This is a genomic window from Comamonadaceae bacterium OTU4NAUVB1 (genome assembly GCA_024372625.1).
In the GTDB taxonomy this organism is placed as follows: Bacteria; Pseudomonadota; Gammaproteobacteria; order Burkholderiales; family Burkholderiaceae_C; genus Variovorax.
Genome location: CP099605.1, coordinates 2,466,152 through 2,491,114, shown reverse-complemented (window position 1 = coordinate 2,491,114; position 24,963 = coordinate 2,466,152). Strand labels below are relative to the sequence as shown.

Here is a 24,963-nt window from a genome sequence, read left to right as displayed (position 1 = left end):
CCATCCATGAAGCGCTTCCCGTCTTCCCTCGCCGTCGTCGCGTCCGTGAGCGCCGCCGCGGCCCTGCTGCTGTCGGGCCCCGCCGCCGCGCAGGTGCCGGCCGGCCCCAAGGTCGCCGTGCAGGCGATCACGCAGGTCTCGCCGAACCTGCCGCAGTACACGCGGGTCGACCAGCCGCTGCTGCGCGACGGCATGGCCAAGGCCACCGGTGGCCGGGTCGAGGTGACGCTGTCGTCCTGGCCGGAGCGCAACGTCAACGGCCCCGAGGTGCTGCGCCTGGTGCGCTCGGGCCAGGTCGACATCGCCGCCGCGCCGCTGACCACCGTCTCGGGCGACGTGCCGATGCTCGACGGCGTCGACCTCGCGGGCATGAACGCCGACATCGCCCAGGCCCGCAAGGTGGCCGACGCGATGGTGCCGGTGGCCAACAAGGACCTGGAGCGCCTGGGCATCAAGCTGGTGGCGACCTACCCGTTCTCCGGCCAGATGCTGTTCTGCCGCAAGCCGGTGGCGAGCCTGGCCGACCTCAAGGGCCTGAAGGTGCGCACCAACGGCCCGTCGTCCTCCGACCTCATCAAGTCGCTCGGCGGCCAGCCGGTCTCGCTGGCCTTCGGCGAGGTCTACACGGCGCTGGAGCGCGGCACGGTCGACTGCGGCATCACCGGCGCCGGTTCGGGCAACGGCGTGAAGTGGCCGGAGGTCACGACGCACCTCTACACGCTGCCGCTGTCGTGGTCGACCTCGGGCTACTTCGTCAACCTGGCCTGGTGGAACAAGCTCGATCCGGCCATCCGCGCCCAGTTCGAGAAGACCATGGGCGAGGTGCAGGAAGCGCAGTGGAAGCTCGGCCTGGAGGCCACCAACGACGGCGTCGCCTGCAACGTCGGCCGCGCCGACGGCTGCAAGCTGCACACGCTGATGAAGAAGCCGATGGTCGAGGCCAAAGCCGAGCCGGGCGTCGCCGCCGCGCTGCAGAAGCACGTGGCCGACGACGTGCTGCCCGGCTGGATCAAGCGCTGCGGCGAGCGTTGCGCCACGACCTACGCCCAGGTGATCGCGCCGATCACCGGCATCACCTACACGGCCAAGTGATGTTCCGCACGCTCGAATGGGTGAGCGCCAAGGCGATGACCATCGCCGGCTGGTGCTACCTGGTGATCACGCTGCTGATCTGCTTCGACATCGCCGCGCGGCGGCTGCTGGGCTTCTCCACCGAGGCCACCACCGAGGTCACCGGCTACCTGATGGCCATCGGCATGAGCTGGGGGCTGGCGGGCACGCTGTTCGAGCGCGGCCACGTGCGCATCGACGTGCTGGTGCAGAAGATGCCGCTGGCCGTGCGCGTGTGGCTGCACCTGGCCTCGCTCGTCGCGCTGCTGATCGCCTCGGGCTTCTTCGCCTGGGGCGCCTTCTCGCTCGCCAGGGACTCGTGGGACTTCGGCTCGACCGACCTGTCGGCGCTGCACACGCCGCTGGCCGTGCCGCAGGGCCTGTGGGCCGCCGGCCTGGGCCTGATGCTGCTGGCGGTGGTGGCGCTGGCCGCGCGCGCCGTGCGCCAGCTCGCCACCGGCGATGCCGACGGCATGGACCGCATGCTCATGGCGCGCACCTACGTCGACGAGGCCGCCGAGACGCTGGAGGCCGTGGCCGAGGCGCAGCAGGGCATGCAGTCGCCCGTGGTGCGACCGGCCGCCGCGGGAGTCGCCCGATGATCGCCATCGTCTTCATCGTCGCCATCGGCCTGCTGATCGGGGGCGCCTCGCTCTTCGGCGTGCAGGGCCCGACGGCCGCCGCCGCCTCGGCCAGCGTGCCGTGGTGGGCGCTGGCCAGCGTGCTGGTCGCCTTCGTGGGCTTCTTCGCCGGCGGCATCTACGTGGGCGCGGCGCTCGCGCTGCTGTCGCTGCTCGCGGGTTTCGGCCTGTCGGAGCGGCCGTTCTGGAACTTCATCGGCGAGATGATCTGGAGCCCGTCGACCAACTTCGTGCTGGTGTCGGTGCCGCTGTTCCTGCTGATGGGGGAGGTGATGCTGCGCGCCGGGCTGTCGGAGCGGCTGTACCGGGCGCTCAACATCTGGATGGGCCGGCTGCCCGGCGGCCTGCTGCACACCAACATCATCTCGTGCGGCGTGTTCTCCGCCGTCGCCGGCTCCAGCGTGGCGACCGCCGCGACGATGGGTTCGGTCGCGCTGCCGTACTTCGAGAAGAGCCACTACCCGCCCAAGCTGGTGCTGGGATCGCTGGCCGCCGGCGGCGCGCTGGGCAACCTGATCCCGCCGGGCATCACCTTCATCATCTACGGCCTGATCACCGAGACCTCGGTGGGCGCGCTGTACCTGGCGGCGGTGGGGCCGAGCATCCTGGTGGTGGCGCTGTTCACGGCCGTGATCCTGTACTACAGCCACAAGCTCAAGCTCCACGGCGACGCCGCGGCCAAGGCCGTCACGTGGCGACAGCGCATCGCGAGCCTGTCGGACCTGGTGCCCACGGCGCTGCTGATCGGGCTGGTGCTGGGCACCATCTACGCGGGCTGGGCCACGCCCACCGAATCCGCCGCGCTCGGCGTGGCGGGCAGCCTGGTGCTGGCGGCGGCGGACCGCAAGCTGAAGTGGAAGATGCTCTCGGAGTCGATGAAGGCGACCGCGCGCACCACGTCGATGATCGCGCTGATCCTGTTCGGCGCGTACTTCCTGAACTACATCCTGTCCTCGCTGGGCATCCCGCAGATGCTGGCGAAGTTCCTGACCGGGCTGCCGTTCCCGGGCTGGGTGATCATGCTGGTGATCATCGGCTTCTACCTCGCGCTGGGCACCTTCATGGAGGGCATGTCGATGGTGATCACCACCATCCCGCTGCTGTTCCCGGTGGTCACGGCGCTGGGCTACGATCCGATCTGGTTCGGCGTGGTCATCACGATGCTGGTGGAGATCGCCATGATCAGCCCGCCCGACGGCACCGTGCTCTACGTGCTCCAGGGCATGCGTCGCCAGCCCGGACCCATCACGGACGTCTTCGCCGGCGTGCTCCCCTTCATGTTCGTCTACATGCTTGCGATCGTCGTGCTGATGGTGTTCCCCGCCATCGCGCTGTGGTTGCCGGCCTACCTGATGTGATTCCCTCTCGCGGAGCCCCTTCCATGTCATCGACCCCCCCGAATCTCTCCTTCGCCTGCGAAGCCGTGGCCGCCGACGGCACGCGCGCGACGCGCCTCCTGAACGTGGTGCCGCGCCGGCTGGTGATCGCCGGCTGGACCGGCCGCGACGCCGCCGCCATCGCCCACCACATCGAGGAACTCGAGGCCATCGGCGTGCCCCGGCCCTCCAGCGTGCCGCTGTACTACCGCGTCGGCGCCGGCCTGCTCACGCAGTCGGATGCCATCGAGGCGCTGGGGCCGAACAGTTCCGGCGAGGCCGAGCCGATGCTGTTCTTCGCCGATGGCGAGTGGTGGCTCACGGTCGCCTCCGACCACACCGACCGCCAGGTCGAGACCTACTCGGTGGCCGTCTCCAAGCAGATGTGCGCCAAGCCGGTGGCCACCACCGCCTGGCGCTGGCGCGATGTCGTCGGGCACCAGGACGAACTGCAGCTGCGCTCGCGCATCCTGGAGGACGGCCGCTGGGTCGACTACCAGGCCGGCACCTTCGCCTCGATCCGTCCGCTGGCCGGCCTGCGCGACGGCATCTATGCCGCCGAGGGCGGCGAGGAAGGGCGCTTCATGACCTGCGGCACGCTCGGTGCCATTCCCAACGCCCGCGGCGAGGGCATCCGTCCGGCGGCCGAGATGGAGCTGGAGATCCACGACCCGCGCCACGGGCGCCGCATCGTGCACCGCTACGCCGTGCAGGCGCTGGAGGTGGTGGCATGAGCGGCGGCGCGGCCACGCACGGCATCGCGGCCCTGCAGGCGCGCATCGCGCGCGGCGAACTGTCGCACGAGGCCGTGGTGGCGCGGGCGCTCGAGGACGCCGCGACGGCTCCCGCGCGGCACGTGTTCACCCGCCTCTACGCCGACGCGGCGCTCGCCGCCGCGCGCCACGCCGACGCGCTGCGGCGTGCCGGCGTGACGCCGCCGGCGCTCGCCGGCCTGCCGGTCACGGTCAAGGACCTCTACGACGTCGCCGGCGAGACCACGCTGGCCGGCTCCGTCGTGTGCGAGGGCGAGCCCGCCGCCGTGGCCGACGCCGTGGCCGTGGCGCGCCTGCGCGGCGCCGGCGCGGCCATCCTCGGCAAGACCAACATGACCGAGTTCGCCTTCTCCGGCGTCGGCATCAACCCGCACCACGGCACGCCGCGCAACCCGGCCGATGCCGAGGTGGCGCGCATCCCGGGCGGCTCGTCGTCGGGCGCGGCGGTGTCGGTGGCGCTCGGCCTGGCGGTGGCGGGTCTCGGGTCCGACACCGGCGGCTCGATCCGCATCCCGGCGGCCTTGTGCGGGCTGGTGGGCTTCAAGGGCACCCAGAGCCGCGTGCCGCGCACCGGCGCCTTCGAGCTGGCGCGCTCGCTCGACACGGTCTGCGCCATGACGCGCAGCGTGGCCGACTGCCTCGCGGTCGACGCCGTCATCGCCGACGCGCCGCTCGCGGTGCGCCGCCGGTCGCTGCGCGGCCTGCGCCTGGCGGTGCCCCGCACGATGATGTTCGACGGCATCGAGCCGGCGGTGGCAGCGGCCTTCGATCGCGCGACGAGCGCCCTGTCGGCGGCCGGGGCCGAGGTGGTCGACGTGCCCCTGGCCGAGCTGGCCGAGATCGCGCGGATCAACGCGCCGGGCGGCTTCTCGCCGGTGGAGGCCTCTGCCGTGCACCGCGACCGCATCCGCGCGCACCGCGACCGCTTCGACGCGCGCGTCGCCGCGCGCGTGGAACTGGGCATGTCGGTCGCCGCGGCCGACTACATCGTCATGCAGGACCGCCGCCGCGACTGGATCGGCCGCGTCGAGGGTGCGCTCGAGGGCTTCGACGCGCTGCTGTGCCCGACCGTGCCGATCGTCGCGCCCGCCATCGACGCGCTGGCCACGGACGAGGCCTTCTTCCAGGCCAACGGCCTGCTGCTGCGCAACACCTTCGCGATCAACTTCCTCGACGGCTGCGCCTTCAGCCTGCCGTGCCAGCGCGCGGGCGAACTGCCGGTCGGGCTGATGCTGTCGTCGGTGCGCGGCGACGACGCCCGGCTGGCGGCGGTCGCGCTGGCGGTCGAAGGGGCGCTGGCGGCGGCCTGACGCGCGGCGGCCGTCCGGCGGGCCGGGCGGCCCGGGTTCCGGGACAATCGCCGCATGAACCCGCGCGCCGTCTCCATCCCCATCGACCCCGACGAGGTCGAGCTGAGCGCCATCCGCGCTCAGGGGGCGGGCGGGCAGAACGTCAACAAGGTGTCCAGCGCGGTGCACCTGCGCTACGACATCCCGGCCAGTTCGCTGCCGCCGGACGTCAAGGAGCGGCTGCTGGCCCTGCGCGACGGCCGCATCACGCAGGAGGGCGTGCTGGTGCTCAAGGCGCAGCAGCACCGCACCCAGGAGATGAACCGCGCCGACGCGCTGGCGCGGCTGCAGGCGGTGGTCGACAGCGTCGCCGTGCCGCCGCGCATCCGGCGCGCCACCAAGCCGTCGTATGGCTCCAAGCAGCGGCGGCTGGAGGGCAAGAGCCAGCGCTCGGAGATCAAGAGCCTGCGGGGGCGGGTGAAGGACTAGGAGCGCGCGCGTCGGCCACCACGCGGGTTCCGCCCACCTCGCGCGGACCGCGGACGGTGGCCGGTCCATCCGGGTCCCGAAGGGCCGCCAGCGCCGCCAGCGCCTCGGCATCCGTGCGGTAGCTCGCCAGCAGCGGATCCGGCGCGAGCAGGCCGGCGTTCTCCAGCACCGTCTGCGCGGGCAGCTTCAGGCCGATCAGGAACAGCGCGATGCCACGCGCGGCGAGGCCCTGGCGGATCGAGCCGAAGACCTCGGCGCCGGTCACGTCGATGCGGTTGATGGGCTGCGCGAACAGGCACACCGCGCGCAGGCCCGGCCGCGCCGCCACCTGCTCGCCGATGGCGCGTTCGAGCGTGCTGGCCGAGGCGAAGTCGAGCTCGGCGTCCATGCGCAGCGCATAGACGTCGGGGGCCAGCGGCGGCAGGTGCCACAGGTGGCGGTCGCGCAGGCTGCCGTCGGCGTGCAGGCCGACCTCGATGATGCGCGGGTGCAGGTGCCGGAACATGTAGTGGCTCAGGCTCATCAGCAGGCCGGCGAGCACGCCCCAGTAGATGTCGGGCGCCGTCACGACCGTGAGCGCGAAGGTCACGCCCGCCGTGACCGCCTCGACGCGCGAGACGCGCCACAGCTGCACGAAAGCGCGCGGCTTGATCAGCCCCAGGATGGCCGTGACCACCAGCCCCGCGAGCACGGCCTGCGGCACGTGGTAGAGCAGCGGCATCAGCCACAGCAGCGCCAGGCCCACCAGCGCGGCGCACACGATCGTGGCCCAGCCGGTCTTCGCGCCCGCGTACAGGTTGATGGCCGAGCGCGAGAACGACGAACTGGTCGCGAAGCCGCCCGACAGGCCCGAGGCGATCTTCGCGAGTCCCTGGCCGATCAGGTCCTGGTTCTCGTTCCAGAGCGTGCCGGCGCGGCCGTTGTCGATCTTGGCGCTCGAGGCGGTCTCCAGGAAACTCACCAGCGTGATCATGCAGGCCGGCAGCAGCAGCGTGCCCAGCGTGCCCAGGGAGATCGCGCCGGGCCAGTACGGCGCGGGCAGACCGCCGGGCAGCGCGCCCACCACCGCCCCGCCCCGCAGCGCATAGCCGAACGCCGCGCTCGCCAGCGCGCCGACGACCACCACCACCATCGCCGCCGGCAGCCGGGGCCAGTGCCGCTTGGCCAGCCACAGCGCGGCCATCGTGCCCAGGCCGAAGGCGATGGCGACGAAGTCCGGCGGCGGCCCGTCGAGCACCCGCGCGATCGGCCGCCCCGTGAAGCCCAGCAGCGCGGGCAGCTGCGACATCACGATCAGCAGGGCCGCGCCCTGCGTGAAGCCGATGAGCACCGGCGAGTTGACCAGCTTGAGCAGCCAGCCGAATCGCCCCACGCCCAGCACCAGCTGGATCGCGCCCGACAGCAGCGCCAGCCACGCCGCCAACGCCACCCACTCGGCGCTGCCCGGGATGGCCAGCGGTGCGAGCGAGGCGCCGATGAGCAGGCTGGTCAGCGCGGTCGGCCCGACCGACAGCCGCGCCGAGGCGCTCCACAGCACGCCGACGAGCGCCGGCACGAAGGAGGCGTAGATGCCCGTGACCAGCGGCATGCCGGCGAGCGCGGCATACGCCACGGCCTGCGGGATCACGAACATCGCCACCGTCAGGCCGGCCACGACCTCGCCGCGCAGCGTCGCGCGGTCGGGGCGGGGCCACGCCAGGAAGGGCAGCCAGCGCGCCAGGTGAGCGCGGGTGGGGCGCGTCCTCATCGGTCCCGGGGCTTGTTCGACGACGACAGCCGGGGCTTGCGGTGCTGGAACGTGGTGGGAGAGCGGCCGGTGGCGGCCTTGAACATGGCGCAGAAGGCGCTGTCGGTGGCGTAGCCGCTGGCGCTGGCCACCTGGCTGACGGGCATGCCGCGCGCGAGCAGCGGCAGGGCGTGCGCCATCACCGCGTGCTGGCGCCACTGCTGCCAGCCCATGCCGAGCTGGTCGCGGAACAGCCGCGCCACGGTGCGTTCGCTCGCGCCGATGGCGTCCGCGCGCTCGGCCAGCGTGGCCCGCCCGGCCGGGTTGCGCAGCAGCGTCTCGCACAGCTGGCGCAGGCGCTTGTCGGCCGGCAGCGGCACGTCGATGCGGATCTGCGTGGCCCGGCCGAGTTCGTCGATCAGCAGCGGCGCGATCATGCGTTCGCGCTGCGGCGCGTGGCCGTCGGCCGGCGGCCGGCCGTCGGGCGTGGTGTCCAGGGCCAGCATCAGCGCGCGCAGCAGCGGGCTGATCTCCAGCACCTCGCAATGTTCCCAGCCCGGCGCGAGCCAGGTGTGGAGGTAGACCGTGCGCAGGTCGGCGTCCTCGATCAGAGTGATGCTGTGCGGCACGTTCGCCGGCACCCACAGCGCGCGCGAGGGCGGCACGATGTAGCTGCCGTCGCGCGTGCTCAGGCGGATCACGCCGCGCGTGGAGAAGGTGAGCTGCGGCCACGGGTGCACGTGCAGGTCGACGTGCGTGTCGGCCTTGAGGAAATGCTCCTTGGCCCGCAGCGGCCGCACGGCGTCGGGCGCGTAGAGGTGGGGTGTGAGGGGGCCGACGTGCGTGGTCGAACCGGTGGCCGCGAGTCGCAGGTGATTGCGCCGGCGGGAGGGGGACGCCGGCGCGGACCCGTCCGGGGCCTGCTCCGGATCGACGGAATCGACTGTCATGGTTTCGACATAGGTTGTCCTTCTATCGCCATTCTGACGTCGGTGCGCGACCTACGATCAGGGCCTTCCGGTTTTTCTCCCCACCCGCCATCATGCCTGCCTCCCAAGCTTCCTCCGCACCTCCGGCCGCGCCCACCTTCCGGGCCGACGCGCAGTTGATCGGCCTCGTCGGGCTCGGGCACGCCGTCAGCCACTTCAGCCAGCTCGTGCTGGCACCGCTGTTTCCCTGGCTGAAGGAGGCCTTCGACGTCAGCTACACGCAGCTCGGCGCGGTGCTGACGGTGTTCTTCGTGGTGTCGTGCCTGGTGCAGGCGGCCTCGGGCTTCGTGGTCGACAAGCTGGGGCCGCGACCGGTGCTGTTCGTCGGTCTGACGATGCTCGCGCTGGGGTCGTTCGGCTACGCGATGGCGCAGAGCTACTGGATGCTGCTGGCCAGCGCGGTGGTCGGCGGCGTGGGCAACGGGGTGTTCCATCCGGTCAACTACACGCTGTTCAACCGCAAGGTGGCGCCGACGCGCCTCGGCCACGCCTACAGCGTCCACGGCATCACCGGCAGCCTGGGCTGGGCGCTGGCGCCGGCGTTCGTCGTGCCGCTGGCCATGGCGTACTCGTGGCGCGTGGCGCTGGCGGCGGCGGGCGGCGTGGCGTTGGCGGTGCTGGTGCTGCTGTGGCTGTATCGCGGCGTGCTCTCGCTCGACGTCAAGTCGGTGCTCAAGGCGACGGGGCAGGGCGTGCCGGGCGCGCCGCACGCGGCCATCACGGGTCAATTCGACTTCCTGCGCATCCCGGCGGTCTGGATGTGTTTCGGCTTCTTCTTCTTCTACGCCATGGTCATCAGCATCGTCCAGACCTTCGCGCCGGTGGCCGCCGGGCATCTGCACGATGTGCCCGTGGCGCTGGTGGCGATGTGCCTGACGATCTACATGGGCGCGAGCGCGGCCGGCATGGTGCTCGGCGGCTTCCTGGCGTCGGACCCGTCGCGCTGCGAGCGCATCGTGGGCGCGGGCTTCGGCATCGCCGCCGCGCTGGCGCTGGTGCTGGCCTTCGCCGACTTCGCGCCGCTCATGGTGCCGGTGATCTTCGGCGCGATGGGCTTCGCCTCGGGCATCGCCGGGCCGTCGCGCGACCTGCTGGTCAAGCGCTCGACCCCGTCCAACGCCACCGGCCGCGTCTACGGCGTCGTGTACGCCGGCCTCGACATCGGGCAGGCGACCGCGCCGCTGCTCTTCGGCGGCCTGATGGACCAGGGCCGGTACCGCAGCGTGATCGTGGGCCTGGCGGTGGTCCAGGCGGTGCTGATCGCCAGCGCCTTCAACGTGCGCCGCGTGCGCCGCGAGGCCCTGGCGCCGGCGTCCGTGTCGGCATGAGCACCTTTCCCCTCGCGCTCTATCTGGTCGTCGCGCTCGGCGCGGCGGTCGCGGGCTTCGTGCAGGGACTGTCGGGTTTCGCCTTCGGACTGGTGGCGATGTCGTTCTGGGCCTGGACGGTCGAGCCGCAGCTCGCGGCGCTGCTCGCGGTCTTCGGTGCGCTGACGGGCCAGGTGATCGCCGCCGTCACCGTGCGGCGGGGCTTCGACCGGCAGGCGCTGCTGCCGTTCATCGTCGGCGGCCTCGCGGGTGTGCCGGTCGGCGTCTGGCTCCTGCCCCGCATCGACGCCGTCGTGTTCAAGGCCGGTCTGGGCGCCCTGCTGGTGGTGTGGTGCACGGCGATGCTGGTGGCGCGCAGCCTGCCGCGCGTGCGCTGGGGGGGACGCCTCGCCGATGGCGTCTCGGGACTGCTGGGCGGTGTGTGCGGCGGCATCGGCGGCTTCACCGGCCCCATTCCGACCCTGTGGTGCACGCTGCGCGGCCTGGAGCGCGACGCGCAGCGCTCGATCGTGCAGAACTTCAACCTGGCGATGCTGGCGGTGTCGTTCGCGATCCATGCCGCGGCGGGACACGTCACGGTGGCCATGCTGCCGTTGCTCGCGCTCGTCGGGGTCTGCGTGCTGGTGCCGGTGCTGCTGGGCGCTCGACTCTACATCGGCATCAGCGACGCGGCGTTCCGCCAACTGGTGCTGGCGCTGCTGACGGCTTCGGGCATCGCGCTGCTCGCGGGATCGCTGCCGGCGTTGCTGGCCCGCTGAGACGCAGACGCGTTCAGCGCGCCGCGCCGCCGGTGCGCGCGGGTTCGTTCCAGATGCGCCGCCAAAGCGCGCCCAGGCCGTCGAGCGGCGCCTTCCAGGGCTGCTGGCGGGGTGGGATCGCGCGCCAGGGGCCGTCCCCTTCGCGGCGTGCCACCTCGAACTGGAAGGTGTAGCTCGGTTCCTGGCCCATGCGCAGGTCCGACAGCACCAGCACGCCGCCGGGGGTCTGCTGCGCGCGCATGAAGCCGCCGTTGAACCACGAGAGACGCCGCACCGCCGGCACGTCGCGCGCGTCGGCCAATGCCCGCACGTCCGACGCATGGGCGCGGAACGTCATGGGGCCATGGTCGGCGACCAGCGAGCGCTCGCCTTCGAGGTAACCCGTCGGCGTCATCGCGACGACGCGCCAGAGCAGGGTGTTGAACGCGGTCGGTCCCGCCAGGCGCGGCGCGTCGGCCAGGCCCATGGCCGCCAGCGCGCGATCGGCCTCGCGCTCGACCGCGTGCCGCGCCAGCAGCGACCATCCCAGGTAGGCGCTGCTGATCGCCAGCGCGCCCACGAGCGCGTGCTGCGCCCGGCGCATCGCCCGGGGTCGGCGCGTGCGGGCATCGCCCGCGGCCCACCAGGCTCCGATGCAGGCGGCCAGCAGCCACAGCGTGTAGGCCGGGTCGATGATGAAGACGCTCGACCACGACACCGGCGGTGTCGGCAGTGGCCACCAGAGCTGCGTGCCGTAGACCGTGAAGGCGTCCAGCAGCGGGTGCGTGATCAGCGCGAGCTGGATGGCCCAGAACCAGCGCCCCGGCGCCTCGGCCACGCGCCGGCCGCGGCGCCTGGACAGCCACCAGACCAGCGCGCCGACGAGGGGCAGCACCAGCAGCGAATGGCTGAAGCTGCGGTGCATCGTCATCAGGGTCACCGGGTCGTTGGTGAACGGCTTCATCAGCAGCCCGTCGAGGTCGGGCAGCGTGCCCAGCGCGGCGCCGGCGAGGAGGGCGGCGCGGTGGTGACGCGCCGGGGCGATGGCGGCGGCCACGGCGCCGCCGAGCACGATCTGGGTCAGGGAATCCATGCGGGCGATGCTAGCCGCCACCCGGCGGCGGACGCCCGGGCTGCGTCGCGCGGGCGCGCAGACCCGCCGGTGTCAGGCCGCGACGGGCGTCCGCAGGGCTTCGATCGCGTTCAGGCTGGCCATCGTCTTCATGCAGGCGTCGGCCACCTCAGTGCCCTTCACCGCGAAGTGCTGGTGGAAGTACTTGCGATGCTCCACGTGCTCGTGGAAATGATGCGGCGTGAGCACCGCGGACAGCACCGGCACGTCCGTGTGCAGCTGCACCGACATCAGCGCGTCCACCACCGTGGCGGCGACGAACTCGTGGCGGTAGATGCCGCCGTCGACCACCAGCGCGCAGCCGACGATGGCGGCGTAGCGGCCCGACAGCGCGAGGCGCCGGGCATGCAGCGGGATCTCGAAGGCGCCCGGCACGTCGATGACGTCGACCTGCCCGTCCGGGAAGCCCTGGCGCGCCATCTCGGCGAGGAAGGCGTCGCGCGCCTGGTGGACGATGTCGGCATGCCATTGCGCCTGGACGAAGGCGACGCGTCGCGTGCCGGCGTCGCCGGTCGTGGGAATGGCGGAACGGGGAAGGTCGTTGATCTGACTCATGGTGGGCCTCGTGCTTCCGCAAGGAAGCGGGTTTTCCTGAATCAGGGCGCACGAAGCCCGCAGCCGCTCCTGCATGGAAATGCATGGGGGCCACGGGTTCGCGCTCTCTTTCATCCGGACTGTGACCGTCGGCCCCGGAATCGCACCGGGTCTGCTGACCCCGCCACGCGCGGGGCGTGGCGGGCGCTCGCGGGCTCGTGCGAACGAGTCGCCATCACCGCCGGTGGGGATTTCCGCCCCGCCCTGAGAACGCTTGGATGCTCCGGCCTGACCGGAGCGGGAGCGATTCTAGGCAGGACCCGGTGCCGTGCCTTGTCGCCGGTGCTACGACCCGTGGCGTCCTGCGGGATCGTGCAGGCGAAAAAAAACCGGCCGAGCCGGTTTTCCTTCCAGGTGTCGCGAGCATCGGGCGCTCGCTGGCGACACGGCTCGCTTACTTCACGTGCTTGCCGATCAGCGCGGCGAGTTCGAACATCGACACCTGCGACTTGCCGAAGATGGCCTTGAGCTTGTCGTCGGCGTTGATGTTGCGCTTGTTGTCCTTGTCCTGCAGGTTGTTCTTCTTGATGTAGTCCCACAGCTTGCTGACCACCGCGGTGCGCGGCAGGGGCGTCGAGCCGACCACGGCCGCGAGTTCCGCGCTGGGCGTCAGTTCCTTCATGAAGGCGGCATTGGGCGTGCGCTTCTTGGCCGGCGCGGCGGCGCTCTTGCCGGCTGCGGCCGTCTTTGCGGGCGCGGCCGTCTTCTTGGCGGGTGCCGCGGCCTTCGGTGCCTCGGTCTTCTTGGCCGGAGCCTTCTTTGCAGTTGCCATGGTTGATTTCCTTGTTGGATTTGGAGGTCTCACCAATGAAAAATCGGGTCTCCACTGGAAGGTCGGATGCTAAAGGAGAAGAAACACGTTTCCAAGGGAAAAAGGGACTTTTCACCGGGCTGTTGCTTTTTTTCCGAGCGTCGACGGAACGTCCGTCTTCCCTTGCGTTCGAGGTGCCGCGGAACCCCCCGCGTCAGCGCGACGCGCCCGCGGCATCGCGGCGCGGCCAGGTCGCCAGAATGATTCCGAGCAGGGCCACCGCGAAGGCCAGCAACTGCCCGATGGACAGTTTCTCGTCGAGCGCGAGCACGCCCACCGACGCCGCGCCGATGGGCAGCAGGACCGCGAACACGCCGGCCTGCGAGGCGGGTACCTCGGCCAGGCCGGTCATCCAGAGCCACACGGTCCAGATGCTCGCGGCCAGGGCGTAGAACACCAGCAGCAGCCAGGTCACGCCGGCGATGGCGCCGAAATCGAAACGCCATGCCAGCCACAGGCCGAAAGGCGTCGACAGCGCGAAGCCCCAGAGGTTGATGAGCGATGAAATCCGCTTCACGCCCATGCGGCCGGTGAGCGACTTCCCGATGACCACATAGGCGGCCTCGCAAAGGACCGCGCCGAACACCAGCGCGTTGCCCAGCCACGGCAGCGTGGACCGCGTGCCTTCGCCGTTTCCCAGGGGCGTTGTCGGCGTTGTCGGCGCCGCAGGCACCCAGGCCAGCAGCGCGATGCCGACGGCCGCGCAACCGACCGCCAGCGCCGTGCGCCACGTGATGCGTTCGTGCAGGAAGACGAAGCTCGCCATGGCGACGGCGGCGGGTATCGACGCCATGATCACGCCGGCCGACACGGCGCTCGTCAGGCTCACGCCGAACAGCATGCACACCGAGAACAGGAAGTTGCCGAAGAACGACTCGAGGAACACCAGGCCGCGCGTGCGGCCATCCATGGGGGGTTCGTTCGCGGGACGGCGCAGCCAATGCGGCATGGCGAGGGCGGCGATGCCGAAGCGCAGCCACGCCAGCAGCAGGACCGGAAAGGCCGCGACCAGCGGCTTCGACAGCGCGACGTAGGTGCCCACGAGCGACATGCTCAGGGCGAGGCAGCCATAGGCGACCCAACGGCCGGAAGTGCGAGCGAGGGAAGTCAAGGGGGGTGGGGGGCCGGGTAGGCGTCCGATGCGGCAGGGCGGTCGATGATGCCGGAGCGGCGCCCGGGAACGGTGGCTGCATCTCGGACAGCGGGCTTTTTCACAGTCGGAAAGCCACTTCGCATCGTGAAAAAGAGGATTGCTGCGGTGCGGTATATTTTCTCAATATGAGACATCTGTTTTCACATTGAAAAAATTGTCTCGCAAACCATTGTTTTTAATGAAGAAAAAATAAGTCTTATATAAGACATAAGACAAGTCAAAGGCGTTAAAGTCATGTCATGGCAACGCGGCCGAATGCGGCTCGATGCCACCCGACCCTCGATCAACCACCTTACGGAGTGACCATGCCCCAGACCCTGACCGAACAACTCAGCCGTGAACAACAGATTGCCGCCCTCGAAAAGGATTGGGCGACCAACCCCCGCTGGAAAGGCATCAAGCGCGGCTACACCGCCGCCGAGGTGGTCCGCCTGCGCGGCTCCTTCCCCATCGAGCACACGCTCGCGCGCCGCGGCGCCGAAAAGCTCTGGGACCTCGTGCACGACGAGCCGTACGTGAACTGCCTGGGCGCCCTGACCGGCGGCCAGGCGATGCAGCAGGTCAAGGCCGGCATCAAGGCGATCTACCTGTCGGGCTGGCAGGTCGCCGCCGACAACAACAGCTACGCATCGATGTATCCCGACCAGTCCCTCTACCCGGTCGATTCGGTGCCCACGGTGGTCGAGCGCATCAACAACACGTTCCGCCGTGCCGACGAGATCCAGTGGTCCAAGGGCACCAACCCGGGCGACGCGGGCTACATCGACTACTTCGCGCCGATCGTGGCGGACGCCGAAGCCGGCTTCGGCGGCGTGCTCAACGCCTTCGAGTTGATGAAGGCCATGATCAAGGCCGGCGCCGGCGGCGTGCATTTCGAGGACCAGCTCGCGTCGGTCAAGAAATGCGGCCACATGGGCGGCAAGGTCCTGGTGCCGACGACCGAGGCGGTGCAGAAGCTGATCGCCGCGCGCATGGCCGCCGACGTCTGCGGCACGCCGACGCTGGTCATCGCCCGCACCGACGCCGAAGCCGCTGACCTGATCACCAGCGACTACGACGAGAACGACAAGCCCTTCATCACCGGCGAGCGCACGGCCGAGGGCTTCTATCGCACGAAGAAGGGCATGGACCAGGCCATCAGCCGCGCCGTCGCGTATGCCCACTACGCCGACCTGGTGTGGTGCGAGACCGGCACTCCCGACCTGGAGTTCGCCCGCAAGTTCGCCGAGGCCGTGCACAAGGTGCATCCGGGCAAGATGCTGGCGTACAACTGCTCGCCGTCGTTCAACTGGAAGAAGAACCTCGACGACGCGACCATCGCCAAGTTCCAGCGCGAACTCGGTGCCATGGGCTACAAGTACCAGTTCATCACGTTGGCCGGCATCCATTCGATGTGGTTCAACATGTTCGACCTGGCACAGGATTACGCCGCGCGCGGCATGTCTGCCTATGTCGAGAAAGTCCAGGAGCCCGAATTCGCGGCCCGCGACCGTGGCTACACGTTCGTGTCGCACCAGCAGGAAGTCGGCACCGGCTACTTCGATGAAGTCACCACCGTGATCCAGGGCGGCAAGTCGAGCGTGACGGCCCTGACCGGTTCGACCGAGGAAGAGCAGTTCCACTGATCGAGGAACCCCGGGCTGCCAGGGCGGGGCGGGCGGATAGAATCCCCGGCTCCGCCCACAGCAACAAGAGCGAGAAAGGCATCCTGGTTATGACACCGCGAACTACGTCCGACGCACGCCACGGCGCTCCCATCGAGGAAACGCGCCGGTAGAACCGCGCACGTCGGCGCATCGCCGTCAGTCCACCAGCAAAGCGCGGTCACCACCGCGCTTTTTTGTTTTTTCCAGGCTCAAGGTTTCACATGATTCAAATCACGCTTCCCGACAACTCGCAGCGCGAGTATCCCGGCCCGGTTTCGGTCGTCGACGTCGCCCGGTCGATCGGGCCCGGCCTCGCCAAGATGACGGTGGCCGGCAAGCTCGACGGCAAGCTGGTCGACGCCAGCGACATCATCGACCACGATGCCCGGCTGCAGATCATCACGCCCAGGGACGACGAGGGGCTGGAGATCATCCGGCATTCGACGGCGCACCTGGTCGGCCATGCGGTGAAGCAGCTCTATCCGACGGCCAAGATGGTCATCGGGCCGGTGATCGACGAAGGCTTTTACTACGACATCTCGTACGAGCGCCCCTTCACGCCCGAGGACGTGACGGCGATCGAGGAGCGCATGAAGGCGCTGATCGCGCAGGACTACGACGTGGTGAAGAAGGTCACGCCGCGCGCCGAGGTCCTGGAGGTGTTCGCGGCACGTGGCGAGGACTACAAGATCCGTCTGGTCGAGGACATGCCCGACGAGACGGCGATGGGCCTCTACTACCACCAGGAGTACGTCGACATGTGCCGTGGCCCGCACGTGCCGAACACGCGCTTCCTGAAGGTGTTCAAGCTCACCAAGCTCGCCGGCGCCTATTGGCGTGGCGACGCCAGGAACGAACAGCTCCAGCGCATCTACGGCACCGCTTGGGCCGACAAGAAGCAGCTCGACCAGTACGTCCAGCGCATCGAGGAGGCCGAGAAGCGCGACCATCGTCGCCTGGGCAAGGAACTCGATCTGTTCCACATCGACGAGGTCGCGCCGGGCGTCGTCTTCTGGCATCCGAAGGGATGGGCGCTGTGGCAGGCGGTCGAGCAGTACATGCGCCAGGTCTACAAGGACACCGGCTACCAGGAGGTCAAGGGCCCCCAGATCCTCGACAAGACCCTGTGGGAGAAGACGGGCCACTGGCAGAACTACCGCGACAACATGTTCGTCACGGAATCGGAGAAACGCGAATACGCGCTCAAGCCGATGAACTGCCCGGGCCACGTGCTGATCTTCAAGTCGGACCTTCGCAGCTATCGCGACCTGCCGCTGCGCTACGGCGAGTTCGGCCAGTGCCACCGCAACGAGCCCAGCGGCGCGCTGCACGGCATCATGCGGGTGCGCGGTTTCACGCAGGACGACGGTCACATCTTCTGCACCGAGGACCAGATCCTGGAGGAGTGCGTGAACTACACCGCGCAACTGCAGAAGGTGTACGCAGACTTCGGCTTCACCGACATTCTGTACAAGGTCGCCACGCGGCCGGACAACCGCATCGGATCGGACGCCCTCTGGGACAAGGCCGAGCATGCCGTCATGGAGGCGCTGCGCCGATCGGGTGTCGATTTCGTCATCGCCCCGGGCGATGGCGCGTTCTACGGCCCCAAGATCGAGTACACGCTCAGGGATGCCATCGGCCGTCAGTGGCAATGCGGCACCATGCAGGTCGACTTCAACATGGCCGAGCGCCTGGGTGGCGAATACGTGACGGAGTCCAGCGGTCGGGCTCACCCCGTCATGCTGCATCGCGCCATCGTTGGCAGCCTGGAGCGGTTCATCGGCATGCTGATCGAGCACCACGCCGGTGCCTTGCCTTCCTGGCTGGCACCCGTGCAGGTCGCTGTGCTCAACATCAGCGAAGGACAGGCTGAATACGCAGCATCCGTGGCTAAAACGCTGCAGAATCAAGGGCTTAGGGTACAGCTCGACCTGCACAACGAAAAGATAACGTATAAAATACGCAAGCATTCGTTGCAAAAGCTTCCTTACATCATTGTCGTGGGCGACAAGGAAAAGGAAGCAGGGGCCGTCGCAGTGCGCGCCCGGGGCAATGTTGACCTCGGTGCCATGTCGATCGAGGCGTTCTTGCAGAAGAACGCAGACGACATCCAACACAAGCGCTGACTTTTCGATTGAAAAACGGCTTGTGGGCGCAATCTTCACGGCGATCGCGGTCATTTCGACTGCAAACTGTTTGAAGGATCCTGACCATCGCTACTGCATTTCGCGACCGCCGCCACCGCGAGGAACGCCAACACCGCCTTAACCGGGAAATCATGGCCCCGGAAGTTCGCCTGATCGGGCCCGAGAACGAGCCGTTGGGCGTCGTGAGTCTCATGGAGGCCCTTCGTTTGGCCGGGGACCAGGACGTCGACTTGGTGGAAGTCGTTGCGGCGGCCAATCCGCCGGTGTGCCGCCTCATCGAGTACGGAAAGTTCAAGTACCACGAGCAGAAGAAGGCGGCCGAGGCCAAGTCCAAGCAGAAGATCGTCGAGGTCAAGGAAATCAAGTTCCGTCCTGGCACCGATGATGGCGACTACAACATCAAGATGCGCAATATCAGGCGTTTTCTTGAAGAGGGCGACAAGTGCAAGATCACGCTGCGATTTCGCGGCCGGGAGATCACGCACCAGGAGCTTGGTCTGGCGCTGCTGCAACGCATCCGCGACGAGTTGGGCGACACCATCATGGTCGAGCAGTTTCCCAAGCTGGAAGGGCGCCAGATGATCATGATGATCGCGCCGGGTCGCAAGAAGGCCGGGGCTGCCAAGCCGGCGAACGAATCCGCGAGTTCGTCACCCGCGACGGTTTGACGGATCGAGCGAAGGCGTGATGCCTTCAGAGTTTTGGAAGGTTTCGAGTGGTTCATGCCTCGGCGCATGACCCATGCGAAAGAAGAAGTGTCTCGGGGCCAACAAGTCCGCGGATCATCTGCGGCGCCTCACGAGCACAAATTAAAGGAGCATTCACATGCCCAAAATGAAGACCAAGAGCAGCGCGAAGAAACGCTTTCGCGTTCGTCCCGGTGGCACCGTCAAGCGCGGTCAAGCCTTCAAGCGTCACATCCTGACCAAGAAGACCACCAAGAACAAGCGCCATCTGCGCGGTGCGGTGACCGTCCACGAGACCAACATGGTTTCGATGGCCGCGATGCTGCCCGGCATGGGCATTTAATTCAGACGAACAAGGAGCAAACACATGCCTCGCGTCAAACGTGGTGTAACGGCTCGCGCCCGCCACAAGAAAGTTCTCAAGCTCGCCAAGGGTTTCCGCGGTCGCCGTGGCAACGTCTTCCGCATCGCCAAACAGGCGGTGATGAAGGCTGGCCAGTATGCCTACCGTGATCGCCGCACCAAGAAGCGCGTGTTCCGCCAACTGTGGATCGCGCGCATCAATGCGGCTTCGCGTGAACTGGGTCTGACCTACAGCCAGTTCGCCAACGGCATTCGCAAGGCTGGCATCGAGATCGACCGCAAGGTCCTCGCCGATATCGCCGTGCATGACAAGGCCGCTTTTGCCGGCATCGTGGACCAGGTCAAGGCCAAGCTGGCAGCTTGATTTTTGCCTGTCGATCGACGGCCTGCGGGCCGTTCGTCGCGCTCACGGCACGAGGGCTGGCGCTTGAAAAGAGCTCCAGCCCTTTTTTATTTTCTCCCTCGAAGAACTTCATGAACGAGCTGGATTCCCTGGTCGAGACCGCGCGAGTCGCCTTCACCGATGCCGCGTTGCCGGCCGATCTCGAAAACGCCAAGGCGCGCTTCATCGGCAAGGCCGGCCGCATCACCGAGCTGATGAAGGGCATGGCGCAGTTGCCGGTCGACGAGAAGAAGGCCCGTGGCGCGGCGATCAATGTCGCCAAGCAGGCGATCGAGACCCTGCTGTCGGAGCGCCGCCAGCAACTGGCCGATCTCGAATTGCAGACCCAGTTGCGTGCCGAAGCCCTCGACGTGACCCTGCCCGGTCGGCGACGCGTGAGCGGCGGGCTGCATCCGGTGAGCCGCACCATGGAACGCATCGAGGCCATTTTTTCCAGCATGGGTTTCGACGTGGCCGACGGTCCGGAGATCGAGAGCGACTGGCACAGCTTCACTTCGTTGAACAATCCGCCCAATCATCCGGCGCGCTCGATGCAGGACACGTTCTATGTCGACATCCAGGGCGAGGACGGCGTCGCCTACAACCTGCGTCCCCATACCAGCCCGATGCAGGTGCGCCATGCCCATCAGCACGTCAAGAAACATGCGGCCGCCTTCGAGGCCGCGGCACAGGACCCGACCGGGACCGTGAAAGCACCCGAGATCCGCGTGATCGCGCCGGGCCGCACCTACCGCGTCGACAGCGACGCGACCCATTCGCCCATGTTCCACCAGTGCGAAGGGCTTTGGCTCGGCGAGAACGTGAGCTTCAAGGACCTCAAGGTCGTCTTCACGGACTTCTGCCGCACCTTCTTCGAGAGCGATGACCTGGTGCTGCGGTTCCGGCCGAGCTTCTTTCCGTTCACCGAGCCGAGCGCGGAGATCGACATCCAGTTCCAGAGCGGACCACTGGCCGGGCGCTGGCTGGAGGTGGCTGGCTCGGGCCAAGTGCATCCCAACGTGGTGCGAAACATGGGACTCGATCCGGAGCGCTACATCGGGTTCGCCTTCGGCATGGGTCCGGACCGCCTCACGATGCTGCGTTACGGCGTGAACGACCTGCGCCTGTTCTTCGACGGCGACCTGCGCTTCCTTTCGCAATTCCAGTGACCCCGAACCACCGATCCTCCGTGCCATCCATCGATTCCTGAAAGAACAACGAATGCAGTTTCCCGAATCCTGGTTGCGCGAGTTCTGCAACCCGCCGCTGTCCGGCATCGAGCTGGCCGAGACGCTCACCATGGGTGGCTTCGAGGTCGAGGAGCGCCGTCCCGTGGCGCCGCCCTTCAGCCACGTCGTCGTCGGCGAGATCAAGGAAGCGGTCCAGCACCCCAATGCCGACCGTCTGCGCGTGTGCCAGGTCGATGTCGGCCAGGCCGTGCCGCTCAACATCGTCTGCGGCGCGCCGAACGCGCGCGTCGGCATCAGGGTGCCGTGCGCGCTGGTGGGGGCCGAGCTGCCGCCCGGGGACGACGGCAAGCCCTTCCTCATCAAGGTCGGCAAACTGCGTGGCGTGGAGAGCCAGGGCATGCTGTGCTCGGCGCGCGAGCTGAAGCTCAGCGAAGACCATGGGGGGCTGCTCGAGCTGGCACCCGACGCGCCGCTTGGCGCCGACGTGCGGGACGTGCTCGCCCTCGACGATGCGCTGTTGACCCTCAAGCTGACGCCCAATCTGGCCCACGGCCTGAGCGTCTACGGCATCGCGCGCGAACTGTCGGCCCTGACCGGTGCCGCCCTGGAAACGCCCGCCATCGCGGTCGTGCCGGCCACGGTGGCCGACACGCTGCCCGTCGCCGTCGAGGCGACCGAACTCTGCGGACGCTTCTCCGGGCGCATCGTGCGCGACGTCGACACGACGGCGAAGACGCCGGCCTGGATGGTCGATCGGCTCGCGCGCTGCGGGCAGCGCAGCGTGTCGCCGCTGGTGGACATCTCGAACTACGTGATGTTCGAGTACGGCCAGCCGACCCACATCTTCGACCTCGACAAGATCCAGGGCGGTCTCGCGGTGCGATGGGGCCGTGCGGGAGAGGAATTGAAACTGCTCAACGGCAGCACCGTGACGCTCGACGAAAAGGTCGGCGTGATCGCCGACGCGCACGGGGTCGAGTCGCTCGCCGGCATCATGGGCGGCGATGCCACCGCGGTGTCCGATGCCACCAGGCACATCTATGTCGAAGCCGCTTTCTGGTGGCCCGAGGCGATCCAGGGCCGCGCGAGGCGTTTCAATTTCTCGACCGATGCCGGTCATCGCTTCGAGCGCGGCGTCGACCCGAGCCGTACCGTGGAGATCGTCGAGCGCATCACGCGCCTCATCGTCGACATCTGCGGCGGCTCGCCCGGGCCGGTCGACGATCGGGTCCTGCGGCTGCCCGAGGCCAGGCCGGTCACCCTGCGCGTGGCCCGCGCGGCCCGTGTCATCGGCATGCCGGTCACGCAGGCGCAGTGCGTGGAAGTCCTTGGGCGGCTCGGTCTGCCGATGGAGGAGGGTGACGGTGTCATCGTCGTCACGCCCGCGCCGCATCGCTTCGACCTGAAGATCGAGGAGGACCTGATCGAGGAAGTCGCTCGCCTGATCGGCTACGAGAACCTGCCCGTGACCGCGCCGCTCGCGCCCATCACCGCGCGCATCCGTCCGGAAGATCGGCGCGGACGGTTCGACGTGCGCCATCGCGTGGCCGACCTCGGCTACCAGGAGACGATCAACTTCAGTTTCGTGGAGGCGCATTGGGAGCGCGAACTCGCGGGCAACGACGATCCGATCAGACTGCTCAACCCGATCGCCAGCCCGATGAGCGTGATGCGCTCCTCCCTCATCGGATCGCTGCTGCAGGTGCTCCGGTTCAACCTCGACCGCAAGGCGCCGGGCGTGCGCGTGTTCGAACTCGGCCGCGTGTTCCTGCGCGACGCGAGCGTCGCGACGACCGACACCACCGTGCAGGGCATCCATCAGCCGATGCGCCTGGCCGGCCTGGCCTGGGGCGACGATGCCGCTTCGCGCTGGGACGGCAAACCACGGCGGATCGATTTCTACGACGTCAAGGGCGATGTCGAGGCGTTGCTCGCACCGCGCTCGGCAACCTTCGAGCCGGTGGAGCACCCGGCCCTGCATCCCGGCCGGGCGGCGCGCGTGATCGTGGACGGCCGCGCCGTCGGCGTTGTCGGCGAACTGCATCCGCGCTGGCGCCAGAGCTGGGAATTCGCGCAGGCGCCGATGTTGTTCGAACTCGAACTGGAAGCGGTCACCGCGCGGTCCGTGCCGGTGGCCCGGCCCGTGCCCAAACATCAGGCGGTCGAGCGCGACATCGCCGTGGTCGTCGGCGAAGCGGTCACGCATCGGGCATTGCTGGACGTCATCGAAAATTCTCCGACCCAGGGCCTGCTGCGCGATGCGGCCTTGTTCGACATCTATCGGCCTCAGCCGCTGCGCGATGTCGTCGCTTCCGGTGCGCCCGGCCTTTCTCAGGGCGACAAGAGCATGGCGGTGCGTCTCAGCTTCCAGTCCGACCACGGCACCCTGAGCGACGAGCAGGTCGAGCCGGCCGTTCGCGTCATCGTCGAGCGTCTGGCATCGACCCTGGGCGCTCGACAGCGAGGATGAACAAGATCATGGATTTCACGCTCGAAGCATTGGAAACGCCCGCACTGACCAAGGCGCATCTCGCCGAACTGCTGTTCGAGCAGATCGGGTTGAACAAGCGCGAGTCGAAGGACATGATCGAAGCGTTCTTCGAACTGGTCGCGACCAGCCTGATCGAAGGAACCGACGTCAAGATCTCCGGCTTCGGGAATTTCCAGATCCGCATGAAGGCGCCCCGTCCAGGCCGCAATCCCCGCACCGGTGAAGCGATACCGATCGGCGAGCGCCGGGTGGCCACCTTCCATGCCAGCGCCAAGCTCAAGGAACAGATCCAGAATGGCGGCGGGCCCGACGAGGGGCTGTCGGAGGGTGGTGTGACCGAGGTCGAGGTCTGGCGGGTGGGTGCCGAATAAGTGCTTGGTCGGCCGTACGCGCGTGGAGTAACCTTCGAGGTTTGGCTTGCACCGTATTGATTTCAATGGAGAAAATGCTCCCACCCATTCCTGCGAAGCGGTACTTCACCATTGGTGAGGTCGGCGAGTTGTGTGGTGTCAAGCCGCACGTGCTGCGTTATTGGGAGCAGGAATTCACGCAATTGCGCCCCATGAAGCGTCGGGGCAACCGTCGTTACTACCAGCACCATGAAGTGCTCATGATCCGGCGGATCCGCGACTTGTTGTACGACCAGGGTTTCACGATCAGCGGCGCCCGCAACAAGCTCCAGGAACTGGCACAGTCCGAGCGCGAGCGACGCAGGGCGGTGGTGGAAGGCGTCACGACGGTTCGGGTTCAGGACGACCGCGTCGAGCCAGGTCTGGACGAAGACGAGGAAGATCAGGGCGTGGCCGGGGTCGAAGCGACGGACATCGATCGCGAGGTATGGGATGCGGCGGTGCAGGAGCCCTTTTCCCCGGAAATCGGGAAGCATGGGACCTCGATCGAAACGAAGCTGCCTGCGCTCGACGAAAAGCGTCACCTCCGATGGGAAGAGCTGCGACGCGAATTGTTCGAAATTCGCATGCTTCTGGTTCTCGACCCAGGTCATCGCCAGCTATAATCGCGGGCTTCGGTGTGTGGCGCAGCCTGGTAGCGCACTTGCATGGGGTGCAAGGGGTCGAAGGTTCGAATCCTTTCACACCGACCAACATGAAAAGGGTCAGCAACGTTGAGTTGCTGACCCTTTTTCCTTTTTGGGGCTCGGGCGGCATGTCGCGTGTCCGTCGTGCCGTTCGGTGTGCGGGGCATTGACGCCGGCATCGCGCGCAGCGGACCGACATTTCCCTCCATGAGAGAAGCGGACTGGACGACACTGGGCTGCCCAAGCCGAGTGATCTTCCCGGTCAACTCATTCGACACGTTTCGGACACCCCCATGAAGATGCGGAAGAAAGCCGATCTCCCCCAGAAGATCTGCTGTCGCTGTGGCTTGCCCTTTGCCTGGCGCAAGAAGTGGAGCAAGACATGGGACGATGTGAAGTACTGCTCGGAGCGCTGTCGCAATGCGCGTGAGGGCGCGTGAGACCTGCTCGCGGGCCCGTCCCGCGCGCCTGCACGGTGTGGGTTTCCGGTGTCGGTCGGCACCGACGTCGAATGGGCTTGGCTGCTTGCGCGCTGCCGAACGACAGCTCCTAGAACGAAGTCATTCAAGGAGTTCCACAATGACCATCGTCTATAGCACCACCCTGCCGGCACCCGATCTGCCGACACAAATCACCCTGCCGGACCCCGTCGAGTCCGACCCCACCCAATTGCCCGTCGAGCCCGAACTCGATCCGGCCAACCCCGCCAAGCCCCTGAGCCTCGCGAGCCTGCTGACTTCGCTCAAAACTTCGACACGCATGCGGCTGTCTCCTCATGCGATGACAACCCGTTTTACAGCCAATCGGCTCTTTATGCGGGCAGCGACTTTTCGCTGGCCGGCGGTCAACGCGTCGTTGTCGCGAGGCTAGG

At 68.0% G+C, this 24,963-nt stretch carries 24 protein-coding genes, 1 tRNA gene, 1 pseudogene and 1 riboswitch; of the genes and pseudogenes, 20 read left to right on the top strand and 6 right to left on the bottom strand.

The genetic code is table 11. From position 1 onward, the window contains the following. Positions 1 to 6 precede the first annotated feature (6 nt). Genes NF681_15120 through arfB form a run of 6 tightly spaced genes read left to right on the top strand, consistent with a single transcriptional unit; the run spans position 7 to position 5,678 of the window. Complete coding sequence (locus NF681_15120; GenBank protein UST53623.1) at positions 7 to 1,092, top strand: TRAP transporter substrate-binding protein; 1,086 nt, start codon at positions 7 to 9, stop codon at positions 1,090 to 1,092. Continuing rightward, on the top strand, positions 1,092 to 1,712 hold the full coding sequence (locus NF681_15115) for a TRAP transporter small permease subunit (GenBank protein ID UST53622.1): 621 nt from the start codon (positions 1,092 to 1,094) through the stop codon (positions 1,710 to 1,712). The genes NF681_15120 and NF681_15115 overlap by 1 nt, the downstream gene beginning before the upstream one ends. Beyond that, entirely contained in the window at positions 1,709 to 3,109 is a 1,401-nt protein-coding gene (locus NF681_15110; GenBank protein UST53621.1) for a TRAP transporter large permease, read from the top strand. The genes NF681_15115 and NF681_15110 overlap by 4 nt, the downstream gene beginning before the upstream one ends. 23 nt (positions 3,110 to 3,132) lie before the next feature. Next, positions 3,133 to 3,861, top strand: coding sequence for a DUF2848 domain-containing protein (locus NF681_15105; protein ID UST53620.1), 729 nt, complete (start codon positions 3,133 to 3,135; stop codon positions 3,859 to 3,861). After that, positions 3,858 to 5,210 (top strand): amidase, encoded by a 1,353-nt coding sequence (locus tag NF681_15100; GenBank protein UST53619.1) that lies wholly within the window; start codon positions 3,858 to 3,860, stop codon positions 5,208 to 5,210. The genes NF681_15105 and NF681_15100 overlap by 4 nt, the downstream gene beginning before the upstream one ends. A 54-nt stretch (positions 5,211 to 5,264) precedes the next feature. Then, positions 5,265 to 5,678 (top strand): aminoacyl-tRNA hydrolase, encoded by a 414-nt coding sequence (gene arfB, locus NF681_15095; protein ID UST53618.1) that lies wholly within the window; start codon positions 5,265 to 5,267, stop codon positions 5,676 to 5,678. Here the strand turns inward: arfB and NF681_15090 are convergent. Together NF681_15090 and NF681_15085 are read right to left on the bottom strand one after the other, a co-directional pair. Next, the gene (locus NF681_15090; GenBank protein UST53617.1) at positions 5,647 to 7,425 is read right to left on the bottom strand and encodes a SulP family inorganic anion transporter; all 1,779 of its coding nucleotides are present in this window, start codon (positions 7,423 to 7,425) and stop codon (positions 5,647 to 5,649) included. The two genes, arfB and NF681_15090, sit on opposite strands and share 32 nt — an antisense overlap. Further along, a complete protein-coding gene (locus NF681_15085) occupies positions 7,422 to 8,354 on the bottom strand; it encodes a helix-turn-helix transcriptional regulator (protein UST53616.1) in 933 nt (310 codons plus the stop codon). Before NF681_15085 ends, NF681_15090 begins: the two co-directional genes overlap by 4 nt. Positions 8,355 to 8,446: 92 nt before the next feature. Between NF681_15085 and NF681_15080 the strand changes: the two genes are divergently transcribed. Next, a complete protein-coding gene (locus NF681_15080; GenBank protein ID UST53615.1) occupies positions 8,447 to 9,721 on the top strand; it encodes an MFS transporter in 1,275 nt (424 codons plus the stop codon). Then, positions 9,718 to 10,479, top strand: coding sequence for a sulfite exporter TauE/SafE family protein (locus NF681_15075; GenBank protein UST53614.1), 762 nt, complete (start codon positions 9,718 to 9,720; stop codon positions 10,477 to 10,479). Before NF681_15080 ends, NF681_15075 begins: the two co-directional genes overlap by 4 nt. A gap of 13 nt (positions 10,480 to 10,492) precedes the next feature. Here the strand turns inward: NF681_15075 and NF681_15070 are convergent, their stop codons facing one another. The 4 genes from NF681_15070 to NF681_15055 form a co-directional block, all read right to left on the bottom strand. Further along, entirely contained in the window at positions 10,493 to 11,551 is a 1,059-nt protein-coding gene (locus NF681_15070; protein UST53613.1) for a metal-dependent hydrolase, read from the bottom strand. A 72-nt stretch (positions 11,552 to 11,623) separates the two neighbouring features. Then, on the bottom strand, positions 11,624 to 12,145 hold the full coding sequence (locus NF681_15065) for a 6,7-dimethyl-8-ribityllumazine synthase (GenBank protein ID UST53612.1): 522 nt from the start codon (positions 12,143 to 12,145) through the stop codon (positions 11,624 to 11,626). 98 nt (positions 12,146 to 12,243) lie between these two features. Further along, positions 12,244 to 12,400, bottom strand: a riboswitch (FMN riboswitch). 178 nt (positions 12,401 to 12,578) lie between these two features. Then, positions 12,579 to 12,956, bottom strand: a complete 378-nt coding sequence (locus NF681_15060) for an SWIB/MDM2 domain-containing protein (protein ID UST53611.1) — start codon at positions 12,954 to 12,956, stop codon at positions 12,579 to 12,581. A 193-nt stretch (positions 12,957 to 13,149) separates the two neighbouring features. Continuing rightward, positions 13,150 to 14,046, bottom strand: a complete 897-nt coding sequence (locus tag NF681_15055; GenBank protein ID UST55799.1) for a DMT family transporter — start codon at positions 14,044 to 14,046, stop codon at positions 13,150 to 13,152. A 407-nt stretch (positions 14,047 to 14,453) separates the two neighbouring features. Here NF681_15055 and aceA point away from each other — a divergent pair, with 407 nt between their 5' ends. From aceA to NF681_14995, 12 genes and pseudogenes are all read left to right on the top strand, one after another. Continuing rightward, complete coding sequence (gene aceA / locus NF681_15050; protein UST53610.1) at positions 14,454 to 15,773, top strand: isocitrate lyase; 1,320 nt, start codon at positions 14,454 to 14,456, stop codon at positions 15,771 to 15,773. 242 nt (positions 15,774 to 16,015) lie between these two features. After that, positions 16,016 to 17,923 carry a threonine--tRNA ligase gene (thrS, locus tag NF681_15045; GenBank protein ID UST53609.1) on the top strand — a complete coding sequence of 636 codons (1,908 nt, stop codon included), beginning with the start codon at positions 16,016 to 16,018 and terminating at the stop codon, positions 17,921 to 17,923. A 77-nt stretch (positions 17,924 to 18,000) separates the two neighbouring features. Continuing rightward, positions 18,001 to 18,612, top strand: a complete 612-nt coding sequence (infC, locus tag NF681_15040) for a translation initiation factor IF-3 (protein ID UST55798.1) — start codon at positions 18,001 to 18,003, stop codon at positions 18,610 to 18,612. A gap of 157 nt (positions 18,613 to 18,769) precedes the next feature. Then, positions 18,770 to 18,973: a 50S ribosomal protein L35 gene (gene rpmI, locus NF681_15035; GenBank protein UST53608.1), complete on the top strand. Its 204-nt coding sequence runs from the start codon at positions 18,770 to 18,772 to the stop codon at positions 18,971 to 18,973. A 24-nt stretch (positions 18,974 to 18,997) separates the two neighbouring features. Further along, positions 18,998 to 19,357 (top strand): 50S ribosomal protein L20, encoded by a 360-nt coding sequence (rplT, locus tag NF681_15030; GenBank protein UST53607.1) that lies wholly within the window; start codon positions 18,998 to 19,000, stop codon positions 19,355 to 19,357. A 110-nt stretch (positions 19,358 to 19,467) separates the two neighbouring features. Then, entirely contained in the window at positions 19,468 to 20,544 is a 1,077-nt protein-coding gene (pheS, locus tag NF681_15025) for a phenylalanine--tRNA ligase subunit alpha (GenBank protein UST55797.1), read from the top strand. Positions 20,545 to 20,596: 52 nt separating this feature from the next. Beyond that, positions 20,597 to 23,035 (top strand): phenylalanine--tRNA ligase subunit beta, encoded by a 2,439-nt coding sequence (gene pheT, locus NF681_15020; GenBank protein UST53606.1) that lies wholly within the window; start codon positions 20,597 to 20,599, stop codon positions 23,033 to 23,035. Continuing rightward, entirely contained in the window at positions 23,032 to 23,427 is a 396-nt protein-coding gene (locus NF681_15015) for an integration host factor subunit alpha (GenBank protein UST53605.1), read from the top strand. The genes pheT and NF681_15015 overlap by 4 nt, the downstream gene beginning before the upstream one ends. 65 nt (positions 23,428 to 23,492) lie before the next feature. Beyond that, positions 23,493 to 23,771, top strand: a pseudogene (locus NF681_15010) (MerR family transcriptional regulator). Between the two features lie 310 nt (positions 23,772 to 24,081). Beyond that, a tRNA-Pro gene (locus tag NF681_15005) sits at positions 24,082 to 24,158 on the top strand. Positions 24,159 to 24,385: 227 nt separating this feature from the next. Continuing rightward, positions 24,386 to 24,532 (top strand): DUF2256 domain-containing protein, encoded by a 147-nt coding sequence (locus tag NF681_15000; protein ID UST53604.1) that lies wholly within the window; start codon positions 24,386 to 24,388, stop codon positions 24,530 to 24,532. A gap of 139 nt (positions 24,533 to 24,671) precedes the next feature. Further along, the gene (locus NF681_14995) at positions 24,672 to 24,962 is read left to right on the top strand and encodes a hypothetical protein (protein UST53603.1); all 291 of its coding nucleotides are present in this window, start codon (positions 24,672 to 24,674) and stop codon (positions 24,960 to 24,962) included. Position 24,963: the final 1 nt, after the last annotated feature.

What these genes read in the sequence shown, in the direction of transcription:
- NF681_15000 (UST53604.1), top strand. Translation starts at nt 24,386, where the DNA reads ATGAAGATGCGGAAGAAAGCCGATCTCCCCCAGAAGATCTGCTGTCGC.
- NF681_15085 (UST53616.1), bottom strand. Translation starts at nt 8,354, where the DNA reads ATGACAGTCGATTCCGTCGATCCGGAGCAGGCCCCGGACGGGTCCGCG.
- rpmI (UST53608.1), top strand. Translation starts at nt 18,770, where the DNA reads ATGCCCAAAATGAAGACCAAGAGCAGCGCGAAGAAACGCTTTCGCGTT.
- NF681_15060 (UST53611.1), bottom strand. Translation starts at nt 12,956, where the DNA reads ATGGCAACTGCAAAGAAGGCTCCGGCCAAGAAGACCGAGGCACCGAAG.
- NF681_15080 (UST53615.1), top strand. Translation starts at nt 8,447, where the DNA reads ATGCCTGCCTCCCAAGCTTCCTCCGCACCTCCGGCCGCGCCCACCTTC.
- pheT (UST53606.1), top strand. Translation starts at nt 20,597, where the DNA reads ATGCAGTTTCCCGAATCCTGGTTGCGCGAGTTCTGCAACCCGCCGCTG.
- aceA (UST53610.1), top strand. Translation starts at nt 14,454, where the DNA reads ATGCCCCAGACCCTGACCGAACAACTCAGCCGTGAACAACAGATTGCC.
- NF681_14995 (UST53603.1), top strand. Translation starts at nt 24,672, where the DNA reads ATGACCATCGTCTATAGCACCACCCTGCCGGCACCCGATCTGCCGACA.
- NF681_15110 (UST53621.1), top strand. Translation starts at nt 1,709, where the DNA reads ATGATCGCCATCGTCTTCATCGTCGCCATCGGCCTGCTGATCGGGGGC.
- NF681_15105 (UST53620.1), top strand. Translation starts at nt 3,133, where the DNA reads ATGTCATCGACCCCCCCGAATCTCTCCTTCGCCTGCGAAGCCGTGGCC.
- NF681_15115 (UST53622.1), top strand. Translation starts at nt 1,092, where the DNA reads ATGTTCCGCACGCTCGAATGGGTGAGCGCCAAGGCGATGACCATCGCC.
- NF681_15075 (UST53614.1), top strand. Translation starts at nt 9,718, where the DNA reads ATGAGCACCTTTCCCCTCGCGCTCTATCTGGTCGTCGCGCTCGGCGCG.
- NF681_15055 (UST55799.1), bottom strand. Translation starts at nt 14,046, where the DNA reads ATGTCGCTCGTGGGCACCTACGTCGCGCTGTCGAAGCCGCTGGTCGCG.
- NF681_15100 (UST53619.1), top strand. Translation starts at nt 3,858, where the DNA reads ATGAGCGGCGGCGCGGCCACGCACGGCATCGCGGCCCTGCAGGCGCGC.
- NF681_15065 (UST53612.1), bottom strand. Translation starts at nt 12,145, where the DNA reads ATGAGTCAGATCAACGACCTTCCCCGTTCCGCCATTCCCACGACCGGC.
- rplT (UST53607.1), top strand. Translation starts at nt 18,998, where the DNA reads ATGCCTCGCGTCAAACGTGGTGTAACGGCTCGCGCCCGCCACAAGAAA.
- NF681_15070 (UST53613.1), bottom strand. Translation starts at nt 11,551, where the DNA reads ATGGATTCCCTGACCCAGATCGTGCTCGGCGGCGCCGTGGCCGCCGCC.
- thrS (UST53609.1), top strand. Translation starts at nt 16,016, where the DNA reads ATGATTCAAATCACGCTTCCCGACAACTCGCAGCGCGAGTATCCCGGC.
- NF681_15120 (UST53623.1), top strand. Translation starts at nt 7, where the DNA reads ATGAAGCGCTTCCCGTCTTCCCTCGCCGTCGTCGCGTCCGTGAGCGCC.
- pheS (UST55797.1), top strand. Translation starts at nt 19,468, where the DNA reads ATGAACGAGCTGGATTCCCTGGTCGAGACCGCGCGAGTCGCCTTCACC.
- arfB (UST53618.1), top strand. Translation starts at nt 5,265, where the DNA reads ATGAACCCGCGCGCCGTCTCCATCCCCATCGACCCCGACGAGGTCGAG.
- NF681_15090 (UST53617.1), bottom strand. Translation starts at nt 7,425, where the DNA reads ATGAGGACGCGCCCCACCCGCGCTCACCTGGCGCGCTGGCTGCCCTTC.
- NF681_15015 (UST53605.1), top strand. Translation starts at nt 23,032, where the DNA reads ATGAACAAGATCATGGATTTCACGCTCGAAGCATTGGAAACGCCCGCA.